The sequence below is a fragment of the Coriobacteriaceae bacterium genome (assembly GCA_025757745.1).
In the GTDB taxonomy this organism is placed as follows: domain Bacteria; phylum Actinomycetota; class Coriobacteriia; order Coriobacteriales; family Coriobacteriaceae; genus Collinsella.
Genome location: CP107217.1, coordinates 654,022 through 679,966 on the forward strand (window position 1 = coordinate 654,022; position 25,945 = coordinate 679,966).

General features: G+C 60.5%; 23 protein-coding genes and 1 riboswitch. Of the genes, 11 read left to right on the plus strand and 12 right to left on the minus strand.

What is annotated here, in order from left to right; genetic code table 11:
- Positions 1 to 6 precede the first annotated feature (6 nt).
- Positions 7 to 873, plus strand: coding sequence for a LysR family transcriptional regulator (locus OGM60_02710; protein ID UYI99720.1), 867 nt, complete (start codon positions 7 to 9; stop codon positions 871 to 873).
- Between the two features lie 29 nt (positions 874 to 902).
- Here OGM60_02710 and OGM60_02715 read toward each other — a convergent pair whose 3' ends face one another.
- The gene (locus OGM60_02715; protein ID UYI99721.1) at positions 903 to 2,285 is read right to left on the minus strand and encodes an MATE family efflux transporter; all 1,383 of its coding nucleotides are present in this window, start codon (positions 2,283 to 2,285) and stop codon (positions 903 to 905) included.
- Between the two features lie 231 nt (positions 2,286 to 2,516).
- Here OGM60_02715 and OGM60_02720 point away from each other — a divergent pair, with 231 nt between their 5' ends.
- Positions 2,517 to 3,332: a methyltransferase domain-containing protein gene (locus tag OGM60_02720; protein ID UYI99722.1), complete on the plus strand. Its 816-nt coding sequence runs from the start codon at positions 2,517 to 2,519 to the stop codon at positions 3,330 to 3,332.
- Between the two features lie 128 nt (positions 3,333 to 3,460).
- Here OGM60_02720 and OGM60_02725 read toward each other — a convergent pair whose 3' ends face one another.
- The gene (locus tag OGM60_02725; protein UYI99723.1) at positions 3,461 to 3,862 is read right to left on the minus strand and encodes a hypothetical protein; all 402 of its coding nucleotides are present in this window, start codon (positions 3,860 to 3,862) and stop codon (positions 3,461 to 3,463) included.
- A 434-nt stretch (positions 3,863 to 4,296) separates the two neighbouring features.
- On the opposite strand from OGM60_02725, the gene OGM60_02730 reads away from it, so the two are divergent.
- On the plus strand, positions 4,297 to 5,001 hold the full coding sequence (locus OGM60_02730) for a class I SAM-dependent methyltransferase (protein ID UYI99724.1): 705 nt from the start codon (positions 4,297 to 4,299) through the stop codon (positions 4,999 to 5,001).
- A gap of 48 nt (positions 5,002 to 5,049) precedes the next feature.
- Here OGM60_02730 and OGM60_02735 read toward each other — a convergent pair whose 3' ends face one another.
- Positions 5,050 to 5,298, minus strand: coding sequence for a hypothetical protein (locus tag OGM60_02735; protein UYI99725.1), 249 nt, complete (start codon positions 5,296 to 5,298; stop codon positions 5,050 to 5,052).
- A 125-nt stretch (positions 5,299 to 5,423) separates the two neighbouring features.
- On the opposite strand from OGM60_02735, the gene OGM60_02740 reads away from it, so the two are divergent.
- From OGM60_02740 to OGM60_02755, 4 genes are all read left to right on the plus strand, one after another.
- A complete protein-coding gene (locus OGM60_02740; protein ID UYI99726.1) occupies positions 5,424 to 5,912 on the plus strand; it encodes an N-acetyltransferase in 489 nt (162 codons plus the stop codon).
- 261 nt (positions 5,913 to 6,173) lie between these two features.
- The gene (locus OGM60_02745; GenBank protein ID UYI99727.1) at positions 6,174 to 8,177 is read left to right on the plus strand and encodes a TetM/TetW/TetO/TetS family tetracycline resistance ribosomal protection protein; all 2,004 of its coding nucleotides are present in this window, start codon (positions 6,174 to 6,176) and stop codon (positions 8,175 to 8,177) included.
- A 93-nt stretch (positions 8,178 to 8,270) separates the two neighbouring features.
- Positions 8,271 to 9,389, plus strand: a complete 1,119-nt coding sequence (locus OGM60_02750; protein UYI99728.1) for an ATP-binding protein — start codon at positions 8,271 to 8,273, stop codon at positions 9,387 to 9,389.
- A 65-nt stretch (positions 9,390 to 9,454) separates the two neighbouring features.
- A complete protein-coding gene (locus OGM60_02755; GenBank protein UYI99729.1) occupies positions 9,455 to 11,947 on the plus strand; it encodes an excinuclease ABC subunit UvrA in 2,493 nt (830 codons plus the stop codon).
- 29 nt (positions 11,948 to 11,976) lie between these two features.
- On the opposite strand, the gene OGM60_02760 is transcribed toward OGM60_02755, so the two are convergent.
- From OGM60_02760 to OGM60_02785, 6 genes are all read right to left on the minus strand, one after another.
- A complete protein-coding gene (locus OGM60_02760) occupies positions 11,977 to 12,576 on the minus strand; it encodes a tRNA (cytidine(34)-2'-O)-methyltransferase (protein ID UYI99730.1) in 600 nt (199 codons plus the stop codon).
- Positions 12,577 to 12,671: 95 nt separating this feature from the next.
- Complete coding sequence (locus OGM60_02765; GenBank protein UYI99731.1) at positions 12,672 to 13,802, minus strand: GTP-binding protein; 1,131 nt, start codon at positions 13,800 to 13,802, stop codon at positions 12,672 to 12,674.
- 86 nt (positions 13,803 to 13,888) lie between these two features.
- Entirely contained in the window at positions 13,889 to 14,230 is a 342-nt protein-coding gene (locus OGM60_02770) for an ArsC family transcriptional regulator (GenBank protein UYI99732.1), read from the minus strand.
- 11 nt (positions 14,231 to 14,241) lie between these two features.
- On the minus strand, positions 14,242 to 14,865 hold the full coding sequence (locus tag OGM60_02775; protein UYI99733.1) for a flavodoxin family protein: 624 nt from the start codon (positions 14,863 to 14,865) through the stop codon (positions 14,242 to 14,244).
- 74 nt (positions 14,866 to 14,939) lie between these two features.
- Positions 14,940 to 16,469: a diguanylate cyclase gene (locus OGM60_02780; protein ID UYI99734.1), complete on the minus strand. Its 1,530-nt coding sequence runs from the start codon at positions 16,467 to 16,469 to the stop codon at positions 14,940 to 14,942.
- Positions 16,470 to 16,595: 126 nt separating this feature from the next.
- Positions 16,596 to 19,313, minus strand: coding sequence for an EAL domain-containing protein (locus OGM60_02785; GenBank protein ID UYI99735.1), 2,718 nt, complete (start codon positions 19,311 to 19,313; stop codon positions 16,596 to 16,598).
- A gap of 324 nt (positions 19,314 to 19,637) precedes the next feature.
- Between OGM60_02785 and OGM60_02790 the strand changes: the two genes are divergently transcribed.
- On the plus strand, positions 19,638 to 20,507 hold the full coding sequence (locus OGM60_02790) for a patatin family protein (protein UYI99736.1): 870 nt from the start codon (positions 19,638 to 19,640) through the stop codon (positions 20,505 to 20,507).
- A gap of 112 nt (positions 20,508 to 20,619) precedes the next feature.
- Here the strand turns inward: OGM60_02790 and OGM60_02795 are convergent, their stop codons facing one another.
- Genes OGM60_02795 through thiM form a run of 3 tightly spaced genes read right to left on the minus strand, consistent with a single transcriptional unit; the run spans position 20,620 to position 22,496 of the window.
- Positions 20,620 to 21,315, minus strand: coding sequence for a thiamine phosphate synthase (locus OGM60_02795; GenBank protein UYI99737.1), 696 nt, complete (start codon positions 21,313 to 21,315; stop codon positions 20,620 to 20,622).
- The gene (locus tag OGM60_02800) at positions 21,312 to 21,653 is read right to left on the minus strand and encodes a thiamine-binding protein (protein UYI99738.1); all 342 of its coding nucleotides are present in this window, start codon (positions 21,651 to 21,653) and stop codon (positions 21,312 to 21,314) included. Before OGM60_02800 ends, OGM60_02795 begins: the two co-directional genes overlap by 4 nt.
- 3 nt (positions 21,654 to 21,656) lie before the next feature.
- Complete coding sequence (gene thiM, locus OGM60_02805) at positions 21,657 to 22,496, minus strand: hydroxyethylthiazole kinase (protein UYI99739.1); 840 nt, start codon at positions 22,494 to 22,496, stop codon at positions 21,657 to 21,659.
- 51 nt (positions 22,497 to 22,547) lie between these two features.
- Positions 22,548 to 22,658: riboswitch (TPP riboswitch) on the minus strand.
- Positions 22,659 to 22,751: 93 nt separating this feature from the next.
- Between thiM and OGM60_02810 the strand changes: the two genes are divergently transcribed.
- The 3 genes from OGM60_02810 (at position 22,752) to OGM60_02820 (ending at position 25,856) form a co-directional block, all read left to right on the plus strand.
- On the plus strand, positions 22,752 to 23,660 hold the full coding sequence (locus OGM60_02810; protein UYI99740.1) for a Cof-type HAD-IIB family hydrolase: 909 nt from the start codon (positions 22,752 to 22,754) through the stop codon (positions 23,658 to 23,660).
- 10 nt (positions 23,661 to 23,670) lie between these two features.
- Entirely contained in the window at positions 23,671 to 24,567 is an 897-nt protein-coding gene (locus OGM60_02815) for a LysR family transcriptional regulator (GenBank protein UYI99741.1), read from the plus strand.
- 155 nt (positions 24,568 to 24,722) lie between these two features.
- Positions 24,723 to 25,856 carry a 5-methyltetrahydropteroyltriglutamate--homocysteine S-methyltransferase gene (locus tag OGM60_02820; GenBank protein UYI99742.1) on the plus strand — a complete coding sequence of 378 codons (1,134 nt, stop codon included), beginning with the start codon at positions 24,723 to 24,725 and terminating at the stop codon, positions 25,854 to 25,856.
- The last annotated feature ends 89 nt before the right edge of the window (positions 25,857 to 25,945 follow it).

Below are 25,945 nucleotides of genomic sequence, written 5' to 3' on the forward strand. Positions count from 1 at the left end.
GGCACGATGGCATCGCGGTATCGGATTGTATGTATGGTGGTCGATTGCGGCAGCCTGAAACGTGCGGCCGACGAGCTGGGCTATACGCAAAGCGCGGTGAGCCAGGCCGTCAAGGCGCTCGAGCGCGAGCTGGGCACCACGATTATCGAGCGCGGCAAGCAGGGCGTCTCACTGACGCGCGACGGCAAACAGTACCTGCCGTATCTACGCCAGATCGTAACGGCCGAGGCCGAGCTTGAGGGCAAGCGCCAGGAGTTGCTGGGGCTTTCGTCGACCGACATTCGCATTGCGACGTTTACCAACGTGAGTCGTACCGTGCTGCCGCGCGTGATTCGTGACTTTGGAGCCCTGCATCCGGGCGTGCGCTTTACCCTCAAGCAGGGCGATTACACGCGCAACGCCCAGTGGGTGCACGATGGCGTGGTCGACTTTTGCTTTACGGCGCGCGGATTTACTACGGGGCTCGAGAAGCGCGTGGTCTATCACGACGAGTTGGTGGCGCTGCTGCCGGCCGTCCATCCGCTGGCGGCAAAGGAAAAGGTGACGCTCGCCGACTTGGCGTCCGAACCGTTTGTGCTGCTAGATGAGGGCGAACAGAGCCTGGTGCTCGATGCGTTCGCGGCGCACGGGCTGTCGCCGCACGTGACAAGTGAGGTTACCGACGACTACACCATTATGGCGATGGTGGAGGAGGGCCTGGGCGTGAGCATGCTCTACCGTCGTACGGTCGAAGGCATGCAGGCCGATATTCGTGTGCGTCCCATCGTGCACGCCCCCTCGCGCGACGTTGTGGCAGCGTGGCGCAGCTGGGATACCATGCCGATCGCTACGAGGCGCTTTATCGACTACATGAGCTCGCATATCGTGAGCTAGCTGCCGATGCGCCACCTTGTTGAATGCGTCTAGCGCGCCCCAGTTTTGGCTTGCGCCAGACGGTAGGTGCGTGCCGGGTGGCAGAGCAGTACCGCCACGACCATAAAGAACGCCGTGGTGCCCAGGCTGATGGGGTAGACCATCATGATGTTCGCAAAGGTGCGGAAGTGTGGGAACACGCAGAACACCCAATAGAAGCGGATGCCGCAGACGCAGATCATGGTGATGAGGGCGGGCATGAGCGAGATGCCAAAGCCGCGCAGATAACCGGACATGTTTTCGTAGAACATGCTAAAGGCGTACGCCGGGAAGATCGAACACACGCGGATATAGCCGATCGAGACGATGTTGGGATCACTGTTGAACAGCGACAAGATCTCACGCCCCAGGCCGACAATAACGATAATTGTGGTGAGCGCGACGATACCGCCTTCGACCAGGCAGACCTTGAGCGTTTTGGTGCAGCGGTCGATCTGGCGGGCACCGTGGTTTTGTCCCACAAAGGTGGTGCAAGCCTGGCTAAAGCTGTTGAGCAGGTTATAGCACACGTACTCCAAGCTCATAGCGGCGCTCGATGCCGCCATGACCTCGGTGCCCAGGCTGTTGATGGCGGACTGGATGATGATGTTGGCGACGGCAAAGACGGCGCTTTGGATGCCGGCGGGCAGGCCAATCTTGACGATGCGCTTGAGGGCGACGGGGTCTAAGCCTAAGTCGCGTGGGGTGACGCGGACGACGGAGTCGGTCTTGAGCAGACGGATAAAGAGCGTAGCGGCGCTGACGGTGTAGGCGATGGCGGTGGCGATGGCGACGCCCGCGACGCCCCAGTGGAGTACAGGGACAAAGATGAGGTCCAGGCCAATGTTGAGGACGGTGGACACGGCAAGCGCCTGCAGCGGCATGCGGGTGATGCCGACGGAGCGGAAGATCGCGGCCTCAAAGTTGTAGAGCAAAATCGAGGGCATGCTCAGCAAAAAGACGCGCAGGTAGAGCGAAGCGAGCGGCATGGTCTCGGCGGGAACGTTGAGCGCGGCGAGCATGGGCTCGGCAAAGATCTCGCCCAGCGCGATGACGATAAAACCCACGAGCGCCATTAAAATCGAGGTATGGACGGCGCGGTTGACCATATTCTGATCGTTGCGGCCGATAGCGTTGGCGATGACCACATTGGAGCCAAGCGACATGCCAATAAACAGGTTGAGCATAAGACTGGTAAGCGGAACATTGGAGCCGACCGCCGCCATGGCGAGGGTTCCCTGGTCGCCCGAGAAGTTACCGATAATGACCGTGGCGATGAGGTTCGACAGCTGCTCCAAGATGCTCGTGGCGGCCACGGGGAAGGCGAACAGGGGAATATTGCGCCACAACGAGCCGGTGGTCATGTCAATGTGCTTAGATGCGGTATCAGCCATACGCTCTCAATCTCTAACATGCTCTTTCGTGCTTATTTGCGCAGATGATGATACTCCTAATCGACTAGTCATTGGGTGTTCCTATCGGCACTTAGGGACGTTCCTTTTCTGTCGGCAGCTGAGGACACTCCTTATCTCTTCTAACTAGTCATTCAAGAACGTCCCCAATGACTAGGTGGGGAAGGCGTGCGACAATGGTGGGCGTTGTGTTGTTCGCGCTAAGGAGTTGCCATGTTGTTGTGTTCCGTTTGCCATGAACCGTTGGTGGACGATGAGCGTGGGGCCGCATGCGCGGGCGGACACCGGTTTGACCGTGCGCGCGAGGGTTATCTATATCTACTGCGCTCGTCCAAGAGCGGCGACTCCATGGGCGATCCCAAGTCGCAGGCGCGCAGCCGTCGTGACTTTTTGAACTGTGGATACTACGCGCCGTTGCGCGATGCGATGGTCGAGCTGGTGCGCAAGCAGGTGTCTGGGCGCGCCACGTCTGCGAACGGCCCCATGACGCTGCTCGATATTTGCTGTGGCGAGGGCTATTACACCAGTGCCATGGGCGCGGTGCCGGGCGTAGATGCTTACGGTTTTGACCTGGGCAAGGAGATGGTGCGCCTGGCCGCCAAGCGCGGCGATGCGACCTACTTCGTGGCCAACATGAAGGACATCCCCGTGGCCGATGGCGCCTTCGATATGGTGACCGAGCTCTTTGCCCCCTTTAACAAGCGCGAGTTTGCCCGCGTGCTGGCGCCGGAGGGTTCGCTCTACACCGTGGTGCCGGGTGCTCGTCACCTCTTTGGGCTCAAGGAGGTACTCTACGACACGCCGTACCTTAACGATGAGAAGCTGCCGAAGACCACCGAGCTCGAGTTGGTCGGAACGCAGCGGGTGTCTGCGAATATTACGCTTCAGACCCAGGCGGACATCGAGGCGGTGTTCCAGATGACGCCGTACTACTACCGCACGCGCCCCGCCGACAAAGAGCGCCTGGCAAATTTGGATACCCTTCAGACCGACATCGACTTCATCATCGCCGAGTACCGCCACAGCTAACAACCTGCCAAAAAGGGACAGGTTTATTTTGGTAGGTTTTATCTGGGCAAACGTAAAGGGCCGACCGCGGAGATGCGCGATCGGCCCTTTTTAGTTGCTTGGCTGTAGAGGTTATGAGAAGCGAGCGCTTATAGGCGGTCCTTGTTCTCGGCCTTAACGGCGTGTGCCTGCTGAACAAAGAACAGGTCGTACGCCACGATGACAAAGGCGCCAAAGTTGATGGCGTCGCCGCCAAACGCGGGAAGCGTGAGCACCGCTTGGGCAAGCGTGGCGACCGCGGCAACAATACCGAGCTTAAACGCGCCGTCCACCTGCGAAGGCTTGTTGGCGCCCTTGATACCGGCGACGCCTGCGGCAAGGTCGACGAGACCCTTGGCGATAAGCACGACCGCTGCGAGCGTGGCGTACGAACCGTACGTGGAATCGAGACCGCCCGTGGCGATACCGACGCCGGCGGTGACGAGGCTGGCGATGCCCAAAACAAAGTAGATGAGAGCAAGGATTTTGAGAGTCTTGCGAGTGAAGCTCATGGCTGGTCCTTTCGATACGAGTACGCCAACTTGGCGCACCCAATGTACTGCACATATGGTGAAGCACATTGTAGTTCAACGCGGCGATGCATGCGTTTGAAAGCGTCTCTTGCCCGCACGGTCCAACCTTTCAAAAAAGAAAGCTGGGCGTAAGTCAAATCGATGGCAGCGTATGCGCGGCGCTGCGATGATGGGTCCATGGTAAGAGCTGGTCTCAAGGAGGAGCCATGATGTACGGAGCAGGGCAAGTGCGTGAACCGCGGTCGTTGGGAAGGCGCATAAGTGATTCTGCGATCGCTGCCGTGTGCACGGGATTGATGGCGGTGCTTTGCATTGGGATGCTGTGGGCCATGTCGCATGTGGGACAATAGCGGACGGTTGGGTGCCGACATGAACGGCGCTCACGTATTCGTTTTGCTTGTTAAGGAGTGTCCATGGGTGTCGTCGATCCCTTTTCTGTTGCTCGGGCCGCGGGGCTTGAGCTGACCGGGAAGCCCGAGGGCCTCACGCTCACCGACGGCACGATGGAGCTGCGTGCCGATTTTGGCCGCATGCTTCCGCGGCTCAAGCGGGGCCGTCTGCAGCAAGAGCTGCTGGTAAAGGCCGCGCGCACAAAAGGCATCGAGAGCCCATGGGCGATTGACGCCACGGCAGGCTTTGGCGAGGATTCGCTGCTGCTGGCTGCCGCGGGCTTTTCCGTCGATCTATATGAACAGGATTGCGTGATCGCGGCGCTCCTCAAGGATGCCTTGGATCGCGCGGCAGATGATCCGGCGCTTGCGACAGCTGTGGCGCGCATGCGCTTACATGCCGGCGAGGACAGCATTGCCGGCCTTCGCCATACAGCTGAGCTGATCGGGCGGGGCGAGCTCGCCGCTCCCGACGTGGTGTATCTGGACCCCATGTTTCCCGAGCGCACCAAGAGCGCGGCGGTCAAAAAGAAGTTCCAACTCTTGCATCATCTGGAACAGCCGTGCGCCGATGAGGAGACGCTGGTTGAAGCTGCGCTTGCGGTGCGCCCGCGCAAGGTCGTTATCAAGCGACCGGTGAAGGGGCCACTGCTTGCCGGCGTTAAGCCGAGCTATCAACTTGCGGGCAAGGCCGTTCGCTACGACGTTTTGGTACCGCCGCGTCCATAGCTTGCGTGCGACGGTTGGCGCTCCGTCAGTGCCGTGCCGATGCGGTGCCTATTTCCAAGGGTGCGATGTCAGGTGCCAGCCGCCGCAGTATTCGCATTTGTAGCAGGCCAAACCGCGCCGCCCGCGGCTTTCGCAGTCGGCCATAACTGCCTCGGCCTCGACGCGCGTGTCGTAACGGTTTTTGCGCTCGCACGATTTGTAGCGCCAGGCCTCATTGCGCTCGGCGTCCAGGGCGTCGCGGCGCTCGTCCTCGCGTGCAAACAGGTCGCTCATATCGCCGCCGGTGGCAGTGCTCAAAAACTCGCTTTTTGCTTTTGACCAGGCGGCTCGCTTTTTGCTCCCCATCTGCATCGCGCCCCTCTCCAAACGTTGGTATCATTGCTCAATCAAAGTGATACCAATAAACGTGAGGTCGCCGCGTGATGATCAGAAAAACCCTCGATACCGACATTCCCGCTGTCATGGCTATCTATGACGCGGCCCGCGCCTTTATGCGCGCGCATGGCAACGCCACACAGTGGCCCGAGGGCACGCCTTCTGCCGAGCAACTGGCTGCCGATATCGCCGCCGGTGGCAGCTATGTGTGCGAAGTCGATGGCCGCGTGGTGGCGACGTTTGCCTTTTTGCCGGGCCCGGACGAGTGCTATGACGTAATTGAGGATGGTCAATGGCGCAGCGACACTCCGTACGCCGTGCTGCACCGTGTGGCGTCCGATGGCACCGTGCACGGTATCGCGGCTGCGATGTTTGCCTTTGCCAAGGAGCGTGCCGATCACCTGCGCATCGACACGCATCAGGACAACCTGCCCATGCAGGGCGCGAGTATTAAGGCGGGGTTCGAGCGTGCCGGCGTCGTGTATGTGTCGGACGGCACGCCGCGTGTTGCGTTCGACTGGCTGCGTGAGGCGTAAGAGTAGGGGCACGTGTCAACAATTCGCACGAACGAAAATGGTCCCGGGTGGGGCCATTTTCGTTCGCTGCGCTGATTTGCAAGCCGGCTTTCGCAAGGCGCGAACCTACGAAAATCGCCGCGCGGCAACGCAGGGCGATGAGCTTGGTCGGGGGATAGGGCCCGCTTCGCCCGCCGGCGCGTAAATTGTATCATCCAGTGTGGAACGAGGACGCCCGTTGCCGCGTGCGATGGGCTTGTAGCTTGTAATAAGAGGAGAGCCATGTCGAAGCAGGCAGTCGTTGGAATCTTGGCGCATGTCGATGCCGGCAAGACCACGTTGGCCGAGGCCATGTTGTTCAACGTGGGTCGCATTCGCAAGCGCGGCCGCGTGGACGATGGCGATTCGCATCTGGACACTAACGCGATCGAGCGCGAGCGCGGCATTACGATCTTCTCGTCGCAGGCCGTGCTCGACCACGGCGATACCCACGTCATGCTTGTGGATGCGCCCGGCCACGTCGATTTTTCGGCCGAGGCGGAGCGCACGCTGCGCGCGCTCGACTATGCGATTTTGGTTGTGGGTGCCAACGACGGCGTGCAGGGGCACACCGAAACCCTGTGGCGCCTGCTTGCGCGCTATGACATTCCGACGTTCATCTTTATCAACAAAATCGATTTGGAGAATCCCGGCCGCGATGTTTTGCTGGCACAGCTTGGGCAACGTCTTTCCGAGGGCTGCCTGGATGCCAGCGAACTGTTGGTGGGTGGTGCCGTTCAGGAGGACGCTGCTGCGTTGGACGAGGCGGCGCTCGAGGAGTTTCTCGACGCAGGGGAGCTTTCGACTGCCACGCTTTCGCGGCTGGTCGCAGAGCGAAAGTTGTTTCCCTGCTTTGCGGGCTCGGCGCTCAAGGACCAGGGTGTGGCAGAGCTACTCGACGGCATATGCGCTTTGATGCGCGAGCGAACATGGCCCCAGGAGTTCGCCGCGCGAGTCTACCGCGTGAGTCGTGGAGACCGTGGCGAGCGTCTTGACTGGGTCAAGGTGACGGGCGGTGTACTGCGTGCAAAGCAAGTTGTCGAGGGATGCTCTGGCGCCTCCACTTGGGAGCAAAAGATCGACCAGGTGCGCATCTATAACGGCGAGAAGTATGAGCTTGCCCAAGAAGTTGCTGCTGGCGGTATTTGTGCCGTGACGGGCCTTGCGCACGTTCGCCCAGGGGATGCCTTGGGGGCGGAGCCCGTGGGCGATGCGCCTGTCATCGCTCCGGTCCTCACCTATACGGTGCTTCCGGGCGAACACGATGTCCACGCGGTGTTCAAAGCACTGACAGAGTTGGCGGACGAAGATCCCATGCTCGGCGTAAGCTGGAACACTCATCTTGAGCAGATTCATTTACAGCTGATGGGCGCCGTGCAGCTCGAGGTCGTGCAGCGGGTGTTGGCCGATCGCTTTGGCCTTTCGATTGAGTTTGAGCCCGGCGGCATTCTCTATAAGGAGACGATCTCGCAGCCGGTCGAGGGCGTGGGCCACTTTGAACCGCTGCGCCATTACGCCGAGGTGCACCTGCGCCTGGAGCCGTTGCCAGCGGGTTCGGGCGTGCAGTTTGGCACCGTGACCTCGACCGACAAGCTCGATCTTAACTGGCAGCGTTTGGCACTCACCAACGCCATGGAGCGCGATCACCTGGGCGCACTGACCGGCTCGCCCATCACCGATGTGCGCATTACGCTTACGGGCGGCCGCGCGCATGCCAAACACACCGAGGGCGGCGATTTTCGCCAGGCCACGTACCGCGCGATTCGCCAGGGTTTGATGCAGGCGCGTGAGGTCGGCGCAGCCGTGCTGCTGGAGCCGTGGTATCACTTTGAGCTCGAGGTGCCGGGGGAGTGCGTGGGCCGGGCGCTCTCGGATGCCACGCGCATGGGCGCCGAGTACAAGCCGCCGACGATGGCGGGAGACCGGGCGAAGCTTGTGGGTCGCGTGCCGGCATCCGAGGTGCAGGATTATGCGCTGGAGGTGGCTGCCTACACGAGCGGTCGCGGTCATCTGTACCTGGAGTTCGCCGGCTATGCGGCTTGCCATGATGCCGAGCGCGTAATCGAGACGGCCGCCTATGAGCCCGAGGCCGATCTGCCCAACACGCCCGATTCGGTCTTTTGCTCTCACGGCGCCGGCTATACCGTCAAGTGGTACGACGTACCCGCCGCGGCGCACGTAAAGATCGATCCCGCCACCTTCCGCCCCTATCGCCCCGCCGACGCGGAATTTTTCGGCCACATGTGACAAAGGGACAGCTCCTTTGTCACATTCAGTTGGTATAACTCGGTATAAGTTGGTATAACTATTGCTAGCCTTTGCCAATCCGAGGAGGCCGACATGAATCCAAATCCCTTTAAGCCAACGGCTGGTAAGCGGCCTCCGATACTCATCGGTCGCGAGTCGGTCATCGAAGGTTTTGAGGAGGGGCTCGATAACGGTGCCGGAGCGCCGGGCAGACTCATGCTCATTACAGGAAACCGCGGCTGTGGCAAAACAGTTCTCCTGCGGGAGCTGCAACGTCTGGCCAGTGAGCGCGGATGGGCGGTTGTCTCCGATTCCGCTTCGCTTGGTTTATGCGACCGCTTGGCCGACGCACTCCGCTCGAATAAGCCCGTTGTGACGTCAATGGAGTTTGGCCCATCGTTTGGACGGATGTCGGTTGAGGCGGCGCGGGCAAAAGGCGAGACGTTGCGAGGGCTGGTCAACGAACGTCTCAAGAAACTCGGCCCAAGCAAGGGTATTCTGTTTGCGATTGACGAGGCTCAATCGGCGTCTATCGAGGAGCTGGCGGCTCTTGCCGTTCTCTATCAGCAGGTGCTCGGAGACCAGGATGCCACGGGCTTGTCCGATAGCGACCAGCGCGGTCTTGCGCTGGTCTTTGCCGGCTTACCCAGTATGGTTGACGATCTGCTCGAAGAGCCGAGCGTGACGTTTTTGCGGCGTGCCCAGCAGCGTACGCTGGGGGCGATATCTTTGCCCCAGGTGCGCGATTCATATGTCCAGACGGTCAAAGACGCCGGTCTTTACGTTGACGCGGAGACAGCGGACCTTGCGGCACACAAGAGCATGGGGCATCCCTATATGGTTCAGCTGGTGGGCTATTACATGTGGCGCTCTGCTGTCCGGCGTGGCTCGCAGGTCATTGAAGGGTGCGATGTCGAGGTTGGTCATGCGGATGCCGTCTCTGAGTTCTACGAAGCGGTTGACGCGCCTCTGTATTACGGGCTACGCACCCCACAGCGCCTCTTTATCGAGGCCATGGCTATTGACGAGGGCAAGCCGACGCGCATGGCGGATGTCATTGAGCGCTGCGATCGTACCCAGAGCTGGGCGAGTAAATATCGCGCAGGCCTGATTCGCGAGCGCGTCATCGAGGCTGCTGGATACGGCCTCGTCCGGTTTAGCGTGCCCATGCTGGGCGAGTACATCCGCGATCGTGTTTTATGGCACGAGTGATGTGACAAAGGGACTGTCCCTTTGTCACATTCCTTTGTCACATTCGATTAACAGGAAGGGGAGCGATGACGGTGTCGCAACAACCAAGTGCTATCGAGGTGCGCGGTGCGCGCGTCCATAACCTCAAGGACATCGATATCGATATTCCGCTGGGAAGGCTCGTGGGCATTGCCGGCGTGTCGGGCTCGGGCAAGAGCTCGCTGGCGTTGGGGGTGCTCTATGCCGAGGGCTCGCGTCGTTACCTGGAGGCGCTCAGCACCTATACCCGCCGTCGGCTGACGCAGGCAGAGCACGCTCAGGTGGACGAGGTGCTGCACGTGCCGGCGGCACTCGCATTGCATCAGCGCCCCAGTGTACCGGGCGTGCGCTCGACTTTTGGCACCATGACCGAGCTCAACAACAGTCTGCGTCTGCTCTTTAGCCGCTGCGCCCATCACGTGTGCCCGCATTGCGGGGCGCGTGTGGAGCCGAGCCTTAACGTGGCCGCGGGCCTGTCGCTCGCGTGCCCCGCATGCGGCCGCGAGTTCTATGCGCCGGGGGCCGAGGACCTTGCCTTTAACAGTGGCGGCGCGTGTCCTACCTGCGGAGGCACCGGCGTCATGCGCGAGGTGGACGAGGCGAGCCTGGTGCCCGACGAGTCAAAGACCATCAACGAGGGTGCGGTGCTTCCCTGGGGCACGCTGATGTGGGATCTGATGAAGCAGGTGGCCGGCGAGATGGGCGTGCGCACCGACGTGCCGTTTAGCCAGCTCACGCCTCAAGAGCGCGACATCGTGTTCCATGGTCCGGCGGTTAAGAAGCACATTCTCTACGTTCCCAAAAATGGCGAGGGCGCCACGCCGCTCGACTTTACCTATTACAACGCCGTCTATACCGTCGAGAATGCGCTCGCCAAGGTTAAGGACGATAAGGGGCTCAAGCGCGTTGCGCGCTTTTTGCGCGAGGGACCGTGCCGCGATTGCGGAGGCACGCGTCTTTCCGAGGCTGCGCGCCAGCCCCAGGTGCGCGGTATCAATCTGGCGCAGGCGGCGGCCATGACGCTGGGCGAGGCGATTGAGTGGGTGCGCGGAGTGCCCGCATCCTTGCCGACCGAGATGCAGCCCATGGCGACGGATATCTGCGATTCGTTTTTGAGCACGGCCCGCCGCCTGGTCGATCTGGGTCTCGACTACCTTTCGCTCGACCGCGCCGGCGCCACGCTCTCCACGGGTGAGCGCCAGCGCGTGCAGCTTGCTCGCGTGGTGCGCAACCGATCGACAGGCGTGCTCTATGTGCTGGACGAGCCTTCGATCGGCTTGCATCCTGCCAATGTCGACGGCTTGGTGGGTGTGATGCGCGATCTGGTGGATGACGGCAACACCGTGGTTGTTGTCGACCACGATACGCGCGTACTGGCGGAAGCCGACTATCTCGTCGAGATGGGCCCCGTTGCCGGAGCAGACGGCGGTAATGTGATTGCCACTGGTACGGTAGGCGAGGTCGAGCAATCGCGGGGCAGCCGCATCGCTCCGTTTTTGCGCGCAGAGCCCAAACGCTTGCGTCCGCAGGTGACTGACGACGAGATGTTCGACCAGGGGCATATCCACATGGCAACCGATGCTATCCATACCGTCAAGCCGCTCGAAGTCGATATCCCGCGCGGCCGTCTCGTCGCGGTTACGGGCGTTTCGGGCTCGGGTAAGACGACGTTGGTGCTCGAGACGCTCATTCCGGCACTCAAGGCGCAGGCAGCCGGCGAGCGCCTGCCGGGGCACGTGCGTTGGGTCGATGCCGAGGGCATTGCCCGCGCAAATCTGATTGACGCTACGCCCATCGGCGCCAACGTGCGCTCGACGGTGGCGACTTATGCCGACATCCATGATGAGCTGCGCCGCGCCTTCGCCCGTACGCCCGAGGCCAAGGCGGCCGGCTACAAGGCGGGCGCCTTTAGCTACAACACTGGCGCCTTGCGTTGCCCTACGTGCGATGGCACGGGTTCGATATCGCTCGACGTGCAGTTTTTGCCCGATGTCGAGATCGTCTGCCCGGCATGTCGCGGCTCGCGTTATGCGGATGCGGCTTCGCATATCCATCGCGAGGGCAAGGACGGGAGCTTGCTTACGTTGCCGCAGCTCATGGACATGAGTGTGGACGAGGCTCTCGACGCCACGGTGGGACTCAAGAAGGTTCAGGCGCGCTTGCAAACCTTGCACGACCTGGGCTTGGGTTATCTCACGCTCGGTGAGCCCACGCCGGCGCTCTCGGGCGGCGAGGCACAGCGTCTTAAGCTTGCGAGCGAGATGGGCCGCGTGCAGGATGATGCCGCGTTTGTGTTTGACGAGCCCACGATCGGCCTGCATCCGCTCGATGTTCAGGTGTTGCTGAGTGTGTTCGACGGCCTCGTTGCCAAGGGCGCCACAGTTGTCGTGATCGAGCACGACCTCGACCTTATCCGTAACGCCGATTATGTGATCGACATGGGCCCGGGCGGTGGCGATGCCGGCGGGCAAATCGTCTGCGCCGGCACGCCGGGCGACATCGCAGCCTGCTCCAAGAGCATTACCGGTCGCTACCTATAACCGAATGTGACAAAGGGACAGCCTCTTTGTCACATTCCCGGAAAGCCTGTTTGGCGCAGGGCCTCGTAGAGGACGATGGCGGCGCTGTTGGAGAGGTTGAGAGCGCTGATGCGGTAGTCGTCCGGGTCGACGAAGTTGCCGCAGATATCCTGCCGAAGGATGGCCTCGTGGCTGTCCTGGGTATGCCCCAGCGATTCCTCGTGGGCTTCCCAGGCCTCGGCGTTATCGAGTGAGTCACAATCGCGCAGCATCGGGATGCGCTCGCAGCGCTCGGACGCCGCGGCAAGCAGTGGCTCGGGAATGCCCGAGCTCTCGCTGCCAAAGACCAAGTAGTCTCCATCGCGGTAGGTACTCTGCACATAGGTGCGGCGTGCCTTTTTGGTTAGCAGATGCAGGCGCTCGTCGGCGGGGGAGAGGCCGTTGCGCGCAAGGAAATCCTCCCAGCCGGCATAGGTCGTCACGTCCAAGTTTTGCCAGTAGCCCAGACCGGCGCGACGCACCGTCTTGTCATCGAGCGAAAAGCCCAGCGGCTCCACCAGATGCAGATGGGCGCCGGTGACCACGCAGGTACGGCCGATATTGCCCGTATTGGCCGGAATCTCGGGCGCATACAGCACAATGTTGAACATGAATCTCCTTGGCTTAGAACGAAAAACCACCACGAAGGGCACCTTCGTGGTGGTTTGGCGGTTACGTAGGCGGAACAATGCCCGCTTGGATAAACCTAGGCGCGGTGCCAGTCGGTCAGGCAGGCATCGAGGGAGGCGATGAGCGCATCCTTGTCCATGTGACGGCCGATGATGCACAGGCTCGTCATGCGGTCGCCCGTCTCGTCGTCCCAAATCTGCATGATCTCGGGGTTCTCGTCGATGATCTTCTGCTTCTCGCCCTCGGGCGCGGAGTCGACAAACAGGCCGTTCTCCATCAGGCGCATTTGGTGGCCGGCCTGCTCGAACATGTAGCACATGTCCGGATCGCCGGTCTGCCACAGCGGGCCCTTGACGCGAACGACCTCGTCGGGCCACTCCTGCTCAACAAAATTGGTGAACTTCTGCAGGTCGAACGGCTTGCGGCGGGAGTACACAAAGGTCTCGATATCGTACTCGAGCACCTCGGGGTCGTCGTGCTCCTCGGGATGCTCCATGGCCTCGATCCAAGCGGCGGAGTTGTAGGCGCGCATAAAGTCGAAGCGGCCGGTGTCGAGCAGCTCCTCCATGGGGACCTCGCCGTTTTGAGCCTCGACAATCACGGCGTCCTTCTGCAGGCTGCGCACGATGGCCTTGAGCTCGGCAATCTGCTCAGGCGTGACGGTATCGGTCTTGTTGAGGATCAGCGTGGAGCAAAACTCGATCTGCTGAATAAGCAGGCTCTCGATGTCATCCTCGTCAATGTCCTCGGCCAGCAGGTCGCGACCGCCGTTGAACTCGTCGTACATGCGGGCGCAGTCGACCACGGCCACGATGTTGTCGAGCGCGAGCTTGGGCTCGCCGCCCACCTTGGCCTCGTCGCAGAAGCTCGAGATGGTGTAGGCGATGGGGATAGGCTCGCAAATACCCGAGGCCTCGATGATGATGTAGTCGAACTTGCCCGAATCGGCGATGCCCTGCAGCTGGTTGGCCAGGTCGTCCGAAAGCGTGCAGCAGATGCAGCCGTTGGTGAGCGGGATGAGGTCGTCGGTCTCGGAAAGGCCGCCGTCGGCGATAAGGCTGGCGTCGACGTTGATCTCGCCGATATCGTTGACGATCACGGCGGCGCGGATGCCGCCGTCGTTGGCGAGGATGTGGTTGAGCAGCGTGGTCTTGCCGGCACCGAGGTATCCGGTAAGCATGATGATCTTCACGGGTTTGTTGGGCATGTGCCCTCCTTTGTTAGACATGGCTTACAGTTGAATCTTATGCCAAACGCGTGCTCTTATACCCACGCGCGGGCAAATAACACAGGCTACTCCCAGGCTCCCCATACGTCGGGACAATAGCCGACGGTGGCCTTTTTGCCGTTGCGCACAATGGGCTCGGCCAGAACCTGCTGGTTCTCGAGCAGCTTGTCGAAGCGCTGGTTGGGGGTGAGGTGCTGGATGAGCGCGAGCGTCTCCTCGTCCTTGGCTTTGGGGTTGAGCAGCTTGTCGATGCCGCCGACCGCCTGCATCACGCTCGTGAGCTCGCCCTTGCTCATCTCTTTTTCCTTAAGGTCAATAAACTGCACCTTAATGCGGCGCTCCTTAAAATAGCGCTGGGCCTTCTTGGTATCGAAAGACTTTTTGGTTCCAAAAATCTGGATATTCATGCTCCGCCGCTCTATCGAATGAAGTTGGTCGTTGCTCGATCTGCCTCGGGTGCGTTGATACCGGCGGCCTGTCCTGCCTCGATACAGCGCAGGAGCCAGGCCATGTTTTTGCCGATGTTTCGCATGGTGGCCAGGCCCTCGGCGTCCTGGGTGGCCTCGCCCGGCATGGCACCAAAGACGTTGTTCCAGTACGTGGAGGCCACCACGGGCATCTGGTTGATAGTGAAGTACTTGTTGAGTACATCGAAGGTGGTCGACGTGCCGCCACGGCGGGCGACGGCGACCGCGGCACCCGGCTTGTGCGCAAAGGCCTTGCTGCCAGCATAGAATGCGCGGTCGAGAGCCGAGAGGATGCGTCCGCTGGGATGCGCATAGTAGACGGGGGAGCCAAAGACAAAGCCATCTGCCTGCTCGGCGGCAGCGATCAGCTCGTTCACCACGTCGTCGTCAAAGGTGCAGCGGCAATCGAGCTTGCCGCACTGGCCACAGCCAATGCAGTCGCGAATGGGCTTGGCGCCCAGCTGGAACACCTCGGTATCGATACCCTCGGCGTTGAGTTGCTCGGCGACTTCGGCGAGTGCGCGGGCGGTGTTGCCGTTTGCCTTGGGACTGCCATTGACCAAAAGAACCTTCATCACAAACTCCCTCTGCTGTTGGTGACTTCTGCAGAGGATTATCGCACGATGGGGGAGGCGGTGCGGGCGCGGTGCTAATCCAGTTTGGTACCTGGAACCTGCACGGCTTTACCGAGCAACGCTTTGAGCTCGTTCAAAATGGAAACGGGCTGTCGGTCAACGCTGTTCAGATGGAGCGTGGCCACGCGAATGGGCGGCTGATATTCAAGCGAGCCGATGAGCACGGGAGAACCCAGGAATCGTTCGATTTCGTTTGCGAGCTCGTCGATTGCCTCGGGGCCGAGCTCATCGAAAAGCGCCACGAACATTGGTCCCGTCGAGCGGAACAGGCGACCCTTGCCGCGCGAACAATCCATGAGGCAGGCGGCACTTTCGGCGAGCACGCGGTCGCCTGCATCGAATCCAAAGCGGGCATTGACTTCGGCGATATCGTCGACCTTAATGGCAATAAAGCCTGCCTCGCGCGCCACGCGGCGCATCTCTCCAATAGCGTTGACCAGCGCGTGGACATCGCCCAGGCCCGTTACCGAGTCGGTCGTATCTGCCAAGCTTCGGTTGATGATAGTGCCCACATACATGCTGGGCTCGGTATCGGTGCCGTCCAAGCGGTAACCTGTGCAGTCGCAAAGCACGTATTTTCCGGTGGCATCCATTACGCGATACTGCATGTAGTGGAAGTGCCACGTGCCGTTTATCACCATGTCGAGCTCGGCGCGTACGTTGTCGCGGTCCTCGGGATGAACGCGGGCGAGCCACATGTCGAGTGAGTTAAAAGGGTGCTGGGAGGGCAGGTCAAAATCGCGCACGGCGTTAACCGACCATTGCGATTCTCCCGTATCGAGGTTAAGGATGAACGGATAGCGCGTCTCGGAGCTCATGGAGATCGCTTGGAACACCCGGTCGTTGCAGGGAAGCTGATCGACGATTGGGCGTTGCGGCGCGTCATTGTCTTTCGGTTGCTGCACACGATGCATAAGCTTATAGCGATACATCTTGCGATCGGCATCCATCGTCATCTGGCGACGCGTGTCGCCGGCAAGTGGATCGACGCGCGAGCAGCCAAAGCTAAAGCTGGCGATCATGGGCGCCTTGCCACTTGAGCTCGCCTCGATCAGCCCGGCACGTACCCGCTCCAAGCGCTGCTCGAGTTCGGTCTCGTTTGCGGAGAGCGAGATGAGCACAAACTCGTCTCCACCGATGCGGAACAGCATCTCATCGTGCTCCATGGTTTCGGAGAGCGTGCTGCAGATGCTCAGAATATAGCGATTGCCTTCGGCGTGGCCAAACCTATCATTGCAATGTTTGAGATGGTCGATGTCAATATAGGCGCAGGTGAAGGGGTCACCTTTGTGCCAGAGTTGCTCGACGTGACGGTCGAGTCCGCCGCGGTTGCCCAAGTTGGTGAGCGGGTCGATATAGGCGTTGCTCTCAAGCAGCCGGCGCTCTTGTTGCAGGATGGCATGCGTCTTTTGCAGTTGCTCGCCAACGGCGCGCAGCTCAGCAGGCAGCGCGGCAACATCGAGTTCGGCGGTCGAGATGCCATTCGCAAGTCGCTGAAGATAGGCAATAATCGATTGCTCACCCAGGCGATATGACTCGTTCATGATGGATAACCTCCTTGGGCGGAACAACGGTTTGTATCATATCCCCAATTCGGTTTGAATTGGGGTAATAAGTTAGCTAATGGAGACAAATGCCCCCTTCGACGGTGGCGTTTTGCGCGGAGCGTATCAGTTGTTATTGCCACCATCGAGCAATGCCTCAAAATCCTTCGCCGGCATGGGGCGGTAGTAGAGGAAGCCCTGAGCGTAGCGGGCACCCATGTGGCGTAGCATGTTCGCCTGCTCATCTGTCTCGACGCCTTCGATTACAATGGGCAGATGGAGCGACTGCGCCATCTCGAGCATCGATGACACGATCTGCGCGCTGCGGCCTTGATCGCGGTCGGTGGGCACAAAGGTGCGGTCGAGCTTGATGACGTCGACGTTGACGTTCTTGAGCATCGCGAGCGTGGACTGACCGGTGCCAAAATCGTCCATATAGGTCGAGAAGCCGCGGGTGTGCAAGTCGGCTGTCAGTTTGTCCACGGCTTCGGACTCTCCCGTATAAGCCGTCTCGGTGATCTCGATACGCATGAGCTCGGGCGGTAGGTTGTATTGGGCGGCAAGCGCCCCCATATGCTCGGCAACGTCGCAGGCAAGGATATCCACGCGCGACACATTAAGCGAGACCGGAACCACACGAAGGCCGCGATCGAGACGCACGCGCAGCCACGAGGCGACACCCTGCCAAATGTACTTGTCGAGCGTCACCACAAAGCCGCTTTCCTCGAGTGCGGGGATAAACGTTGCGGGTGAAATGAGAGAGCCGTCCTTGTCAATCCAGCGGGTGAGTGCCTCGGCGCCAATGATCTCGCCGGTTTCCATATCGACCTGGGGCTGCAGGTAGTACGTGATGCGGCCGTTTGAGAGCGCGTACTGGAACTCGGTCAGCGTGCGGTGGAACGCAATCTCGTGTTCATATTCTTCGGGGCGGAAAATGGCAATGCGCTCCTTGAAGTCGTTTTTGGCGCGTCGATTGGTAAACATGGCCTTTGCCTGCGCATCGATGGTGATCTCCTCATTGGAGTCGATGGGGTAAATGCCCATGGACGGCCAAAAACCTACGCCGTCATCATGCCTGGCTACGACCTCGCGAACGCGGTTGTAGATTTGATGGACGGTGATGCGCTTAAAGGGGATGAGTGCGCAAAAGTCATCTTGGCCCCAGTACCCTGCGACGCCCATATCGGCATTCTCGATGTCCTTGAGGACCGTGCCCACATCGGCGAGTACGCGGTCGCCCTCGGCCTGGCCGTGCCATTCATTAAACAGGCGCATGTGGCCCATGTCGACCGTGGCGATGCACCAGGTGCCGTCGCGCCTTGCCTCGAGAAATGCGTTGGCGCGCCGCATAAACTCGCTGGGTCGATAGAGTCCCGTGAGCGAGTCGATACGTTCGGCGATGGCGCTTTTGCGCTCCGCCTCGGGTATGGGGAGGCTGTCGTTGGGAACAAGCCCGCCAGCCGTGCGAAGGCGACGGTCGAGTTCGCCTAAAACGGCGGTCGCTTGATGGGTTAAGTGCTCGTAAAAGGCCGGTACGACAAGACAGACGGGAGTAATGGCGTCGCCTGCGATTTGAACAGGAGCGAAAACGGCCTCTTTAAGGTGGCGGGTCAGTTGCTCGAATGCCTCGTGGTCCAAATCGTTGCTGAGCACGACGAACTGGACGCTTCGTGAACGGTAGACCCGGCTCCTGCCGCGGGTGATCGACAGCATACGGCCTGCGTATTCGGCAAGCATGTTGTCGACAGCCTCGGCCCCGTAGAGCTCGTTGAGCTTTGTCGTGCCACGAACGCGCACCGCTATAAGCCCCGTCTCGCAACGATCGCGGCGGCAGGCATCGATAGCGTTGATCAGCATACGCTGCGTTCCGAGGCCCGTAGCGGCGTCGACGGTTTCGGCGAGTGAGTGGTTGACAAGTTCGCCGACATAGAGCGAGGGGGCATTTCCGTCGCCGTCGATGCGAAACCCGCGAGCACGGCAGAGAACGTAGTCACCCGCGGCATTGCGCATGCGGTACTGCATGACGCGGCGGTGTTTGGAGCCGTTAAAGATCTGGTTGATGTCGTTGGCGTAGGCCTCGAGGTCATCGGGATGGACGCGCGTCTTCCAGAAATCGCGGCAGCTGTCTATGTGCTCCGAAGGAAGACCGAGATCGCGCAAGGCACCTTGCGACCAAAGGGTGCGGTCCTTGTCCAAGTTCTCGATAAAGAAATAACGGCCCTCGTTGAGCATCGAAAAGGCGTCAAAAATGCGATCGCTTATTTCGAAGTCGTCGGCGTGGACTTGCGTGATATTGCGCCGATCGAGGTGCATGGCATGACGTAGCTTGTAGTCGTACATGCGATGGTCGGCATCGAGTGTCATGCGATTGGAGGCTTCGCCCAGGGCGGGGTCGGCGTGTGCCACTCCGTAGCTAAACGAGTGGGGCATCTCGGAATCGTTGTTTTTGAGCAGGATCGTTCGGCAGTGTTCCAGACGCTCGGCGAGGTCGTCCTCGGTCGCAATCGTAGATAGGATGGCAAACTCGTCGCCGCCTATGCGAAACGCCGCCTCGTCCACTTTCATATACAGTTTGAGATAGAGGCTTACCTGCAAGATATAGCGGTTGCCCTCGTCATGCCCAAAGACGTCGTTGCAGTGCTTGAGATTGTCGATGTCGATGAACGCCATGGTAACGGGGGTGTCCTGCTCCCAGAGCTCCTCGAGGGAACGGGCAAAGCCGCCACGGTTGCCAAGCCCGGTAAGCTGGTCGGTAAAGGCGGTCCTGATCAGATCCTCCTGACGCTCGAGAAGGTCACGGACGGTCTTTTCGAGCGTTTCGGTGTAATTGCTGACAGTATCCATGTTCTAAGCGGCTTTCTGAAGTCGGAGCGGATTGCGTCGGGCGAGCTCGTTGTGTACACGCATCGTCGCTCAGCGTTTTGCGTGTATCCAGGCCCCCGCCTTGCTGCGTTGTTGGGTTACTTTGCCGGCTAATGTTCGCTGTTGATAACTGCTGAGTAGTATAAACAACAGTGCAAAATTATATAGGGGTACACATGCTGTGGGTGGCTATTATTCGACAAACGGCAGCGCGATGATGCGATGTTCGATAAAAATGCGACTGGGGCGGTATATGTTGATGGGTATACTTGTTCCGTTTAAATTTGCGGGGACGGAGATGGTCGCATGGCACAGCCAACTATGACGCGCACGGTGGGGCTGGCACTCGAGGGAGGCGGCTACCGCGGTATGTATACGGCGGGCGTGCTCGACGTTTGGATGGAGCACGGTTTGACCTGCGACCATATGGTGGGTGTCTCGGCGGGCGCGGCGTTTGGCTACAACTTTAAATCGCGTCAGATCGGCCGCGCCATTCGCTATAACAAGGCCTATTGCGCCGATAAACGCTATGCAGGTGTAGTAAGCTGGCTGCGAACTGGCGATATGTTCAATGCCGATTTTGCCTATCACGAGGTGCCTATCGAGCGCGATCCCATCGACTTGGAGGCGTATCGCGCCTGCCCCATGCGATTTACGTGCGTGTGTACCGATATCGAGACGGGCAAGGCCGTCTACCATGACCTGCCCTATGGCGACGAGCGCGATATCGAGTGGATTCGGGCGTCGTCGGCAATTCCCGTGGCGACGCGTCCTGTCGCCATTGAGGGCCGCAAGTACCTGGATGGCGGCGTGGCTGATTCTATTCCCAGTGCATGGCTGTTTGCGCAGGGGTATGACCGCAATATCGTGGTGCTCACGCAGCCGGCGGGCTTTGTGAAGCAGCCCAACAGCGTGATGCCCATGCTGCGTCGCGCGTTCCGTCACTATCCGGAGTTTGTCGCAGCGCTTGAGCATCGGCATGAGGTCTACAATGCCACGCTCGATGACTTGGCACGTCGTGAGGCTGCCGGCGAAATCTTTGTGGTGCGGCCGAGCGAATCGGTGAAAGTGCCGTCGCTGTGCCGCGAGCCCGATGAACTCGAACGCATCTATCAGATCGGCCGCCGCGATGCGGAGGCAACCTTGCCGGCACTGGAGACATATCTGGCAGGGTAGAGGCTGCTGCCGCCATCTCGGCGGGAAGCGCATCCCGGAATGGAGGTCCAAACTGGGATGCGCTTTCCATCGCTGAAGATATGAGGCTGCGAATCGGCTGCTCGGCTTGAGCCTATGCCTGCTGCCAGGTATCGACGAGCTCCTTGGCGGCGGCGTAGGGGTCGTCGGCACTGCAGACGGCGCTCACCACAAAGAAGCCATCGACGCCGGTGGCCTTGAGCTGTGGCAGGTCGGCCGTCTTGACGCCGCCGCCCACCACGATGGGCACGGGGCTTGCCGCGTGGAGTGCGGCCAAGTCCTCAAAGCTCTTGGTGATGATAGAGCCGTCGGCCGCGCGTCCGCAGTCGCGCTTGGTCTCGGTCTCGTGGAGCGGGCCGATGCCCAGGTAGTCGACCAGGCTCATGTCGGCGGTCTTGACGTACTCGAGCATCTCCTCGCAACGGGCCGAAAGGCCCACAATGGCATCGGGGCCCAAAAGTTTGCGGCAGACCTCGACGGGAATATCGCTCTGGCCAACGTGCACGCCGTCGACAGCGATGCCCTGCTCGCGCGCGGCGAGTACGCAGTCCAGGCGGTCGTCGATCAGCAGGGCGACCTGACCGGTCTTGCCGGCCTGTGCGATTGCCTGCGCGGCGTCGCCCGTCAGCGCGATGATCTCGCGGGCACTTGCCACCTTGGAGCGCACCTGGATGCAGGTAAAGCCTGCGTCGAGCGCCTGGGCCACCACATCGCCCACGGGACGCCCGAGCGTGTTTTCGGGGCCGAGTACCAGATAGGCCGAGATATCAAGGTTGTCGCGGATGCTCATCGTGCTTCCTCCTGCTTTTTGATCTGTGCTTCCATGCGCTCGAGCTTGCCGGTCATGGTGTCGGTAAATCCGGGTCGAATATCGGCTTTGAGCACGACTTCGGTGCGGATGCCCTTGCTCGCCAACACAAAGGTTGCGTCGCGCACGACCTGCATGACCTCGTCCCAGTCGCCCTCGATCTCGGTGAACATCGAGGTGGTGCGGTTGGGAAGGCCGCTCTCGCGAATGACGCGCACGACCTCGGCGACCTCGGCGGACAGTTCATCGCCGGTGCCGCACGGGGCGATGGCCACGGCGACGAGTGTGTTCATGCCGGCATTGGTTGCGGGCTCGGACATGGCTTATGCCTCCTCGAGCTCGAGTTGGTTATCGGCGATGTCCTGGGCGGTCGCGCGGTAGAGCTCGTCGATAAAGGCGACCTTAAAGCTTGCCGGGGCATCGGCGACGGCGGCGGCACGCGTGCCGGCAACGTTGTAGACGGCGGTGCCGCAGACGGCTGCCGTAAACGGGTCGGCGGCGCAGGCGTACACGGCCAGCACGCCGCCCTGCGAGCAGCCGCAGCCGGTGATCTTGGACATGAGCGGGCTGCCGCCGTGGGACTTGGCCACGGTCGTGCCGTCGGTAATCAGGTCGACTTCGCCCGAGACGACCACGGCGCCGCCGGTGTAGCGGGCGAGCGCCACGGCGGCATCGCGGGCGGCGTCGACCGTGTCGGTGGTATCGACGCCGCGTACGCGGCTCAGATCGGCCGCCTCGCCCTCAAGACCCCACAGGCCGGCGAGCGCAATGATCTCGGAGGCATTGCCGCGCACGATGGCGGGCTTGTACTGCTTGAGCTCGTTTACCAGCTGGGTGCGCAGGCTACCGATGCCCAGGCCCACCGGATCGAGCACCCAGGGCTTGCCGGCGTCGTGTGCCGCCTTGGCCGCTCGGGGAATCGTCTGCTCGTAGATGGGGAAGAGCGTGCCCATGTTGAGATAGATGGCGCCGCCGCCGGCAACGAGTGCCTCGCCTTCGTCGGGCAGATAGACCATGGCGGCCGATCCGCCCACGGCGAGCTGTGCGTTGGCGACAAAGTCGATCGTCACCGTGTTGGTGATGGAGCCGGCCATCGGATTGGTGGCGCGAATCTCCTCCACGGCCTTGACCATATGCTGCTTAAGCTGTTCCGAATCAATCACTGCACATGCCTCCTTGGCATAGAAAAGGGGCGCTGTGCATAGACAGCGCCCCTGTAAAGGCGGCATGCTCCCTACGCCAGCATTAACTGACAGGTTCAAAGGATTGGGCCCCATGCCCTCTCAGCCTTGTGGTTTGCACCGCCGGCACTCCCGCATCGAATCTGTTGTTCCCTATACTAGCGCACCTGCCAAAAAGGGACAGGTTTATTTTGGCAGGTCGTTACAATAGGTAGGACCGATACGAATGGGGGCCTTATGATTAAACTTGTGCTGACCGATATGGACGATACGCTGATTCCAGCCGGGCATGACGGCGCCAGCGACTACGCCATCGAGGGCATTCATGCCATGCAGGCGGCGGGTCTGCACTTTGGCCCGGTTTCGGGTCGCCAGCCGTCCGCGATGGGCTGGATGTTCCGCAATTGCGTCGAGTGCTTCTCGACCGGCGCGTTCTGCAACGGCCAGGTAATGTTTGTCGACGGTCAGGCGGTCGCTTCGCGCGCGACTGACAACGCCGCCCTTATGCGCTTGGCTGACTACTTGGAGCAAGAGACCGACGATACGTATCTGAAGGTCTACAGCCTGGGTGATGACTTTTGGGATAACGATGCCTATTGCGTGACGAGCGACCCCGAGCGCGTGCGCCGCGCCATGGAGTCGGGCGGCAACGCGTGGCTCAAGGGCGAAGAGGCCCCGTGCCGTCCTGTTGTCGATGACGCACCGGTGTTCAAGGCGAATATCTGGAGTGCCCGTTCGCGTGAGGAGCTCGCGGAGCTACGTGAGCGCGTTGCCGCTGAGGTACCGGAGCTCTCGCTCGTGTTTCCCAACAATCGTGTGCGCCTGTTCGACATCCTTCCAGCAGGTTGGGACAAGGGTTGCGCCGCGCTGGAGCTTGCGCGCGCTTTGGACCTGACACTCGACGAGGTGGCCGTGTTCGGTGATTCCGATAACGATCTGCCCATGATCGACGCCGTTCCCAACTCCGTTGCAGTCGCCAATGCCAACGAGGCTGTCACGGCTGCCGCGCGCTGGCATATCGGCGCTGCGGCAGACGATGCGGTTGCCGGGGCTCTGCATCAGATTGCCGACTGCGCCGCGACGGGGGAGATGCCGCCGTTTATGCGTCAGATGGATGCGACGGGTTTTGACGTCACGAACGTCTAGGGAGAAAGCTATGAAGCTTCAGCAGCTCAGGTATGTCGTCAAAGTTGCCGAATGCGGCAGCATCACCGAGGCCTCGCGCCGGCTTTTTGTGTCGCAGCCTTCGATTACCGCGTCGATCCGCGATCTCGAAAACGAGATGGGTGTGCACATCTTTGAGCGCACCAACAAGGGTGTCATTGTGTCCGAGGAGGGCGAGACCTTCTTGGGCTACGCGCGACAGGTGCTTGACCAGGCCGATCTGCTCGAAGGCAAGTACAAGGGCGAGTCCGAGCAGGTGCCGCACTTTAGTGTGAGCTGCCAGCATTATTCCTTTGCCGTCAACGCGTTTGTCGATGTGATCCGTGAGTTCGATGCCGCGCGCTACGACTTTACCCTGCGCGAGGAGCAGACTCACGAGATTATCGAGGACGTCGCGCATATGAAAAGCGAACTAGGCATCTTGTACTTGTCCGAGCACAATCGCGAGGTTATCGAGCGCATGCTGGCGGCCAACGAGCTCGTGTTCGAAGGGCTCTTCTGCGCCACGCCGCACGTTTTTGTGTGTGCTGACCATCCGCTGGCGGGCCGCTCCAGCGTGACGCTCGAAGATCTCGAAGACTATCCGTTTTTGTCCTACGAGCAGGGCAGCTACAACTCGTTCTATTATTCCGAGGAGCTGACCTCGACGTTTGAGCGCCGCAAGAATATCCGCGTGCGCGACCGTGCGACGCTGTTCAACCTGGCCATGGGCCTCAACGGCTACACGGTGTGTTCGGGCGTGATCAGCCACGAGCTCAACGGGCCGGGTATTATCTCCATTCCGCTCGATGTGGACGAGTACATGGAGATCGGCATCATCACGCGCAAAAATACGACGCTCACGCGCTACGGTCGGGTCTATATCGACGCGATCCGCCAACATATCTAGGCTGCTGCGTTCTGCACAGGTCAAATCTCTTTAAGGCAGCCCAAACTGATATAGGAAGCATCTATATCAAACTGTTATAAACATATATTATACGATGGCCATAGGAGCGCTCATACTCTGTCCCAGTAAAGCAACCAATTCAAAGGGAGATATCTATGAGCACTTCGATTCAACCGAACGCGCCGTTTCGCGCCGATATCGTCGGCAGTTTTCTTCGTCCTCAGGCCGTGAAGGACGCCCGTGCCGCCTACGCCGCGGGCACGCTTGATGACGAGGGCCTTCAGGCCGTCGAGGACGATGCCATTCGCGATTTGGTGGCAAAGCAGAAGGCCGCCGGCCTGCAGGTCATCACCGATGGTGAGTTTCGCCGCAGCTACTGGCACCTCGATTTTATGTGGGGCCTTAACGGCATTGAACGCCGTACCTCGCGTACGGGTTATATGTTCCACGACGAGGAGACCACAGCCGACACCGCCGTGGTAACCGGCCCCATTAGCGGCGAGAACCATCCGTTCGTCGAGCACTTTAAATTTGTCAAGGTGCTCGAGGGGGAGGGCCAGGTCGCGCGGCAAACCATTCCGGCGCCGATCCAGACGTTCTCCGAAGTCACGCTCGACCGCTGCGACGGCCAGCAGGAGAGCCTGCGCGCTGTCTATAAGACCGATGAGGAACTTGCCGACGCCATCGCAGCCGCTTATCGCACGGTGATCGCCGACCTGTACGCAGCAGGCTGCCGCAACATCCAGTTTGATGACTGCACCTGGGGCATCTACTGCGACACCGATTTTGTCGCCAAAACCGGCATGAGCCCGGTCGACCTGCAAAAGGTAAGCGAGCTGGGCGTGGCGATCAACAATGCCGCCATCGCGGACAAGCCCGACGATCTGGTCATCAACACGCATGTGTGCCGCGGCAACTACCACTCCACCTATGCCTTCGAGGGCGGCTATGACCCCATCGCGCCGTACCTGTTCGCAAACGAGGATGTCGATGCATTTTACCTGGAGTTCGATACGCCGCGCGCCGGCGGTTTTGAGCCGCTCAAGTACGTTGCCCCGGGCAAGAAGGTCGTGCTGGGCTTGGTAACCACCAAGGCGGCAGAGCTCGAGAACGAGGATGTTATCGTCGAGCGCATCCGTGAAGCCGCAAAGTACGTGCCGCTCGAGAACCTGTATCTGTCGCCTCAGTGCGGCTTTGCCAGCTGCGAGATTGGCAACAAGCTGACCGAGGATGAGCAATGGGCAAAGATCGCGCTGGTCAAGCGCATTGCCGAGCGCGTTTGGAAATAGCGCTAGTGTTTGCAGGTGGCGGCGCGTGCGAGGCATAGTGTATCGCGTACAATGGTTCGGATCGTATCGTTCGGGCAGGTTATCCGATA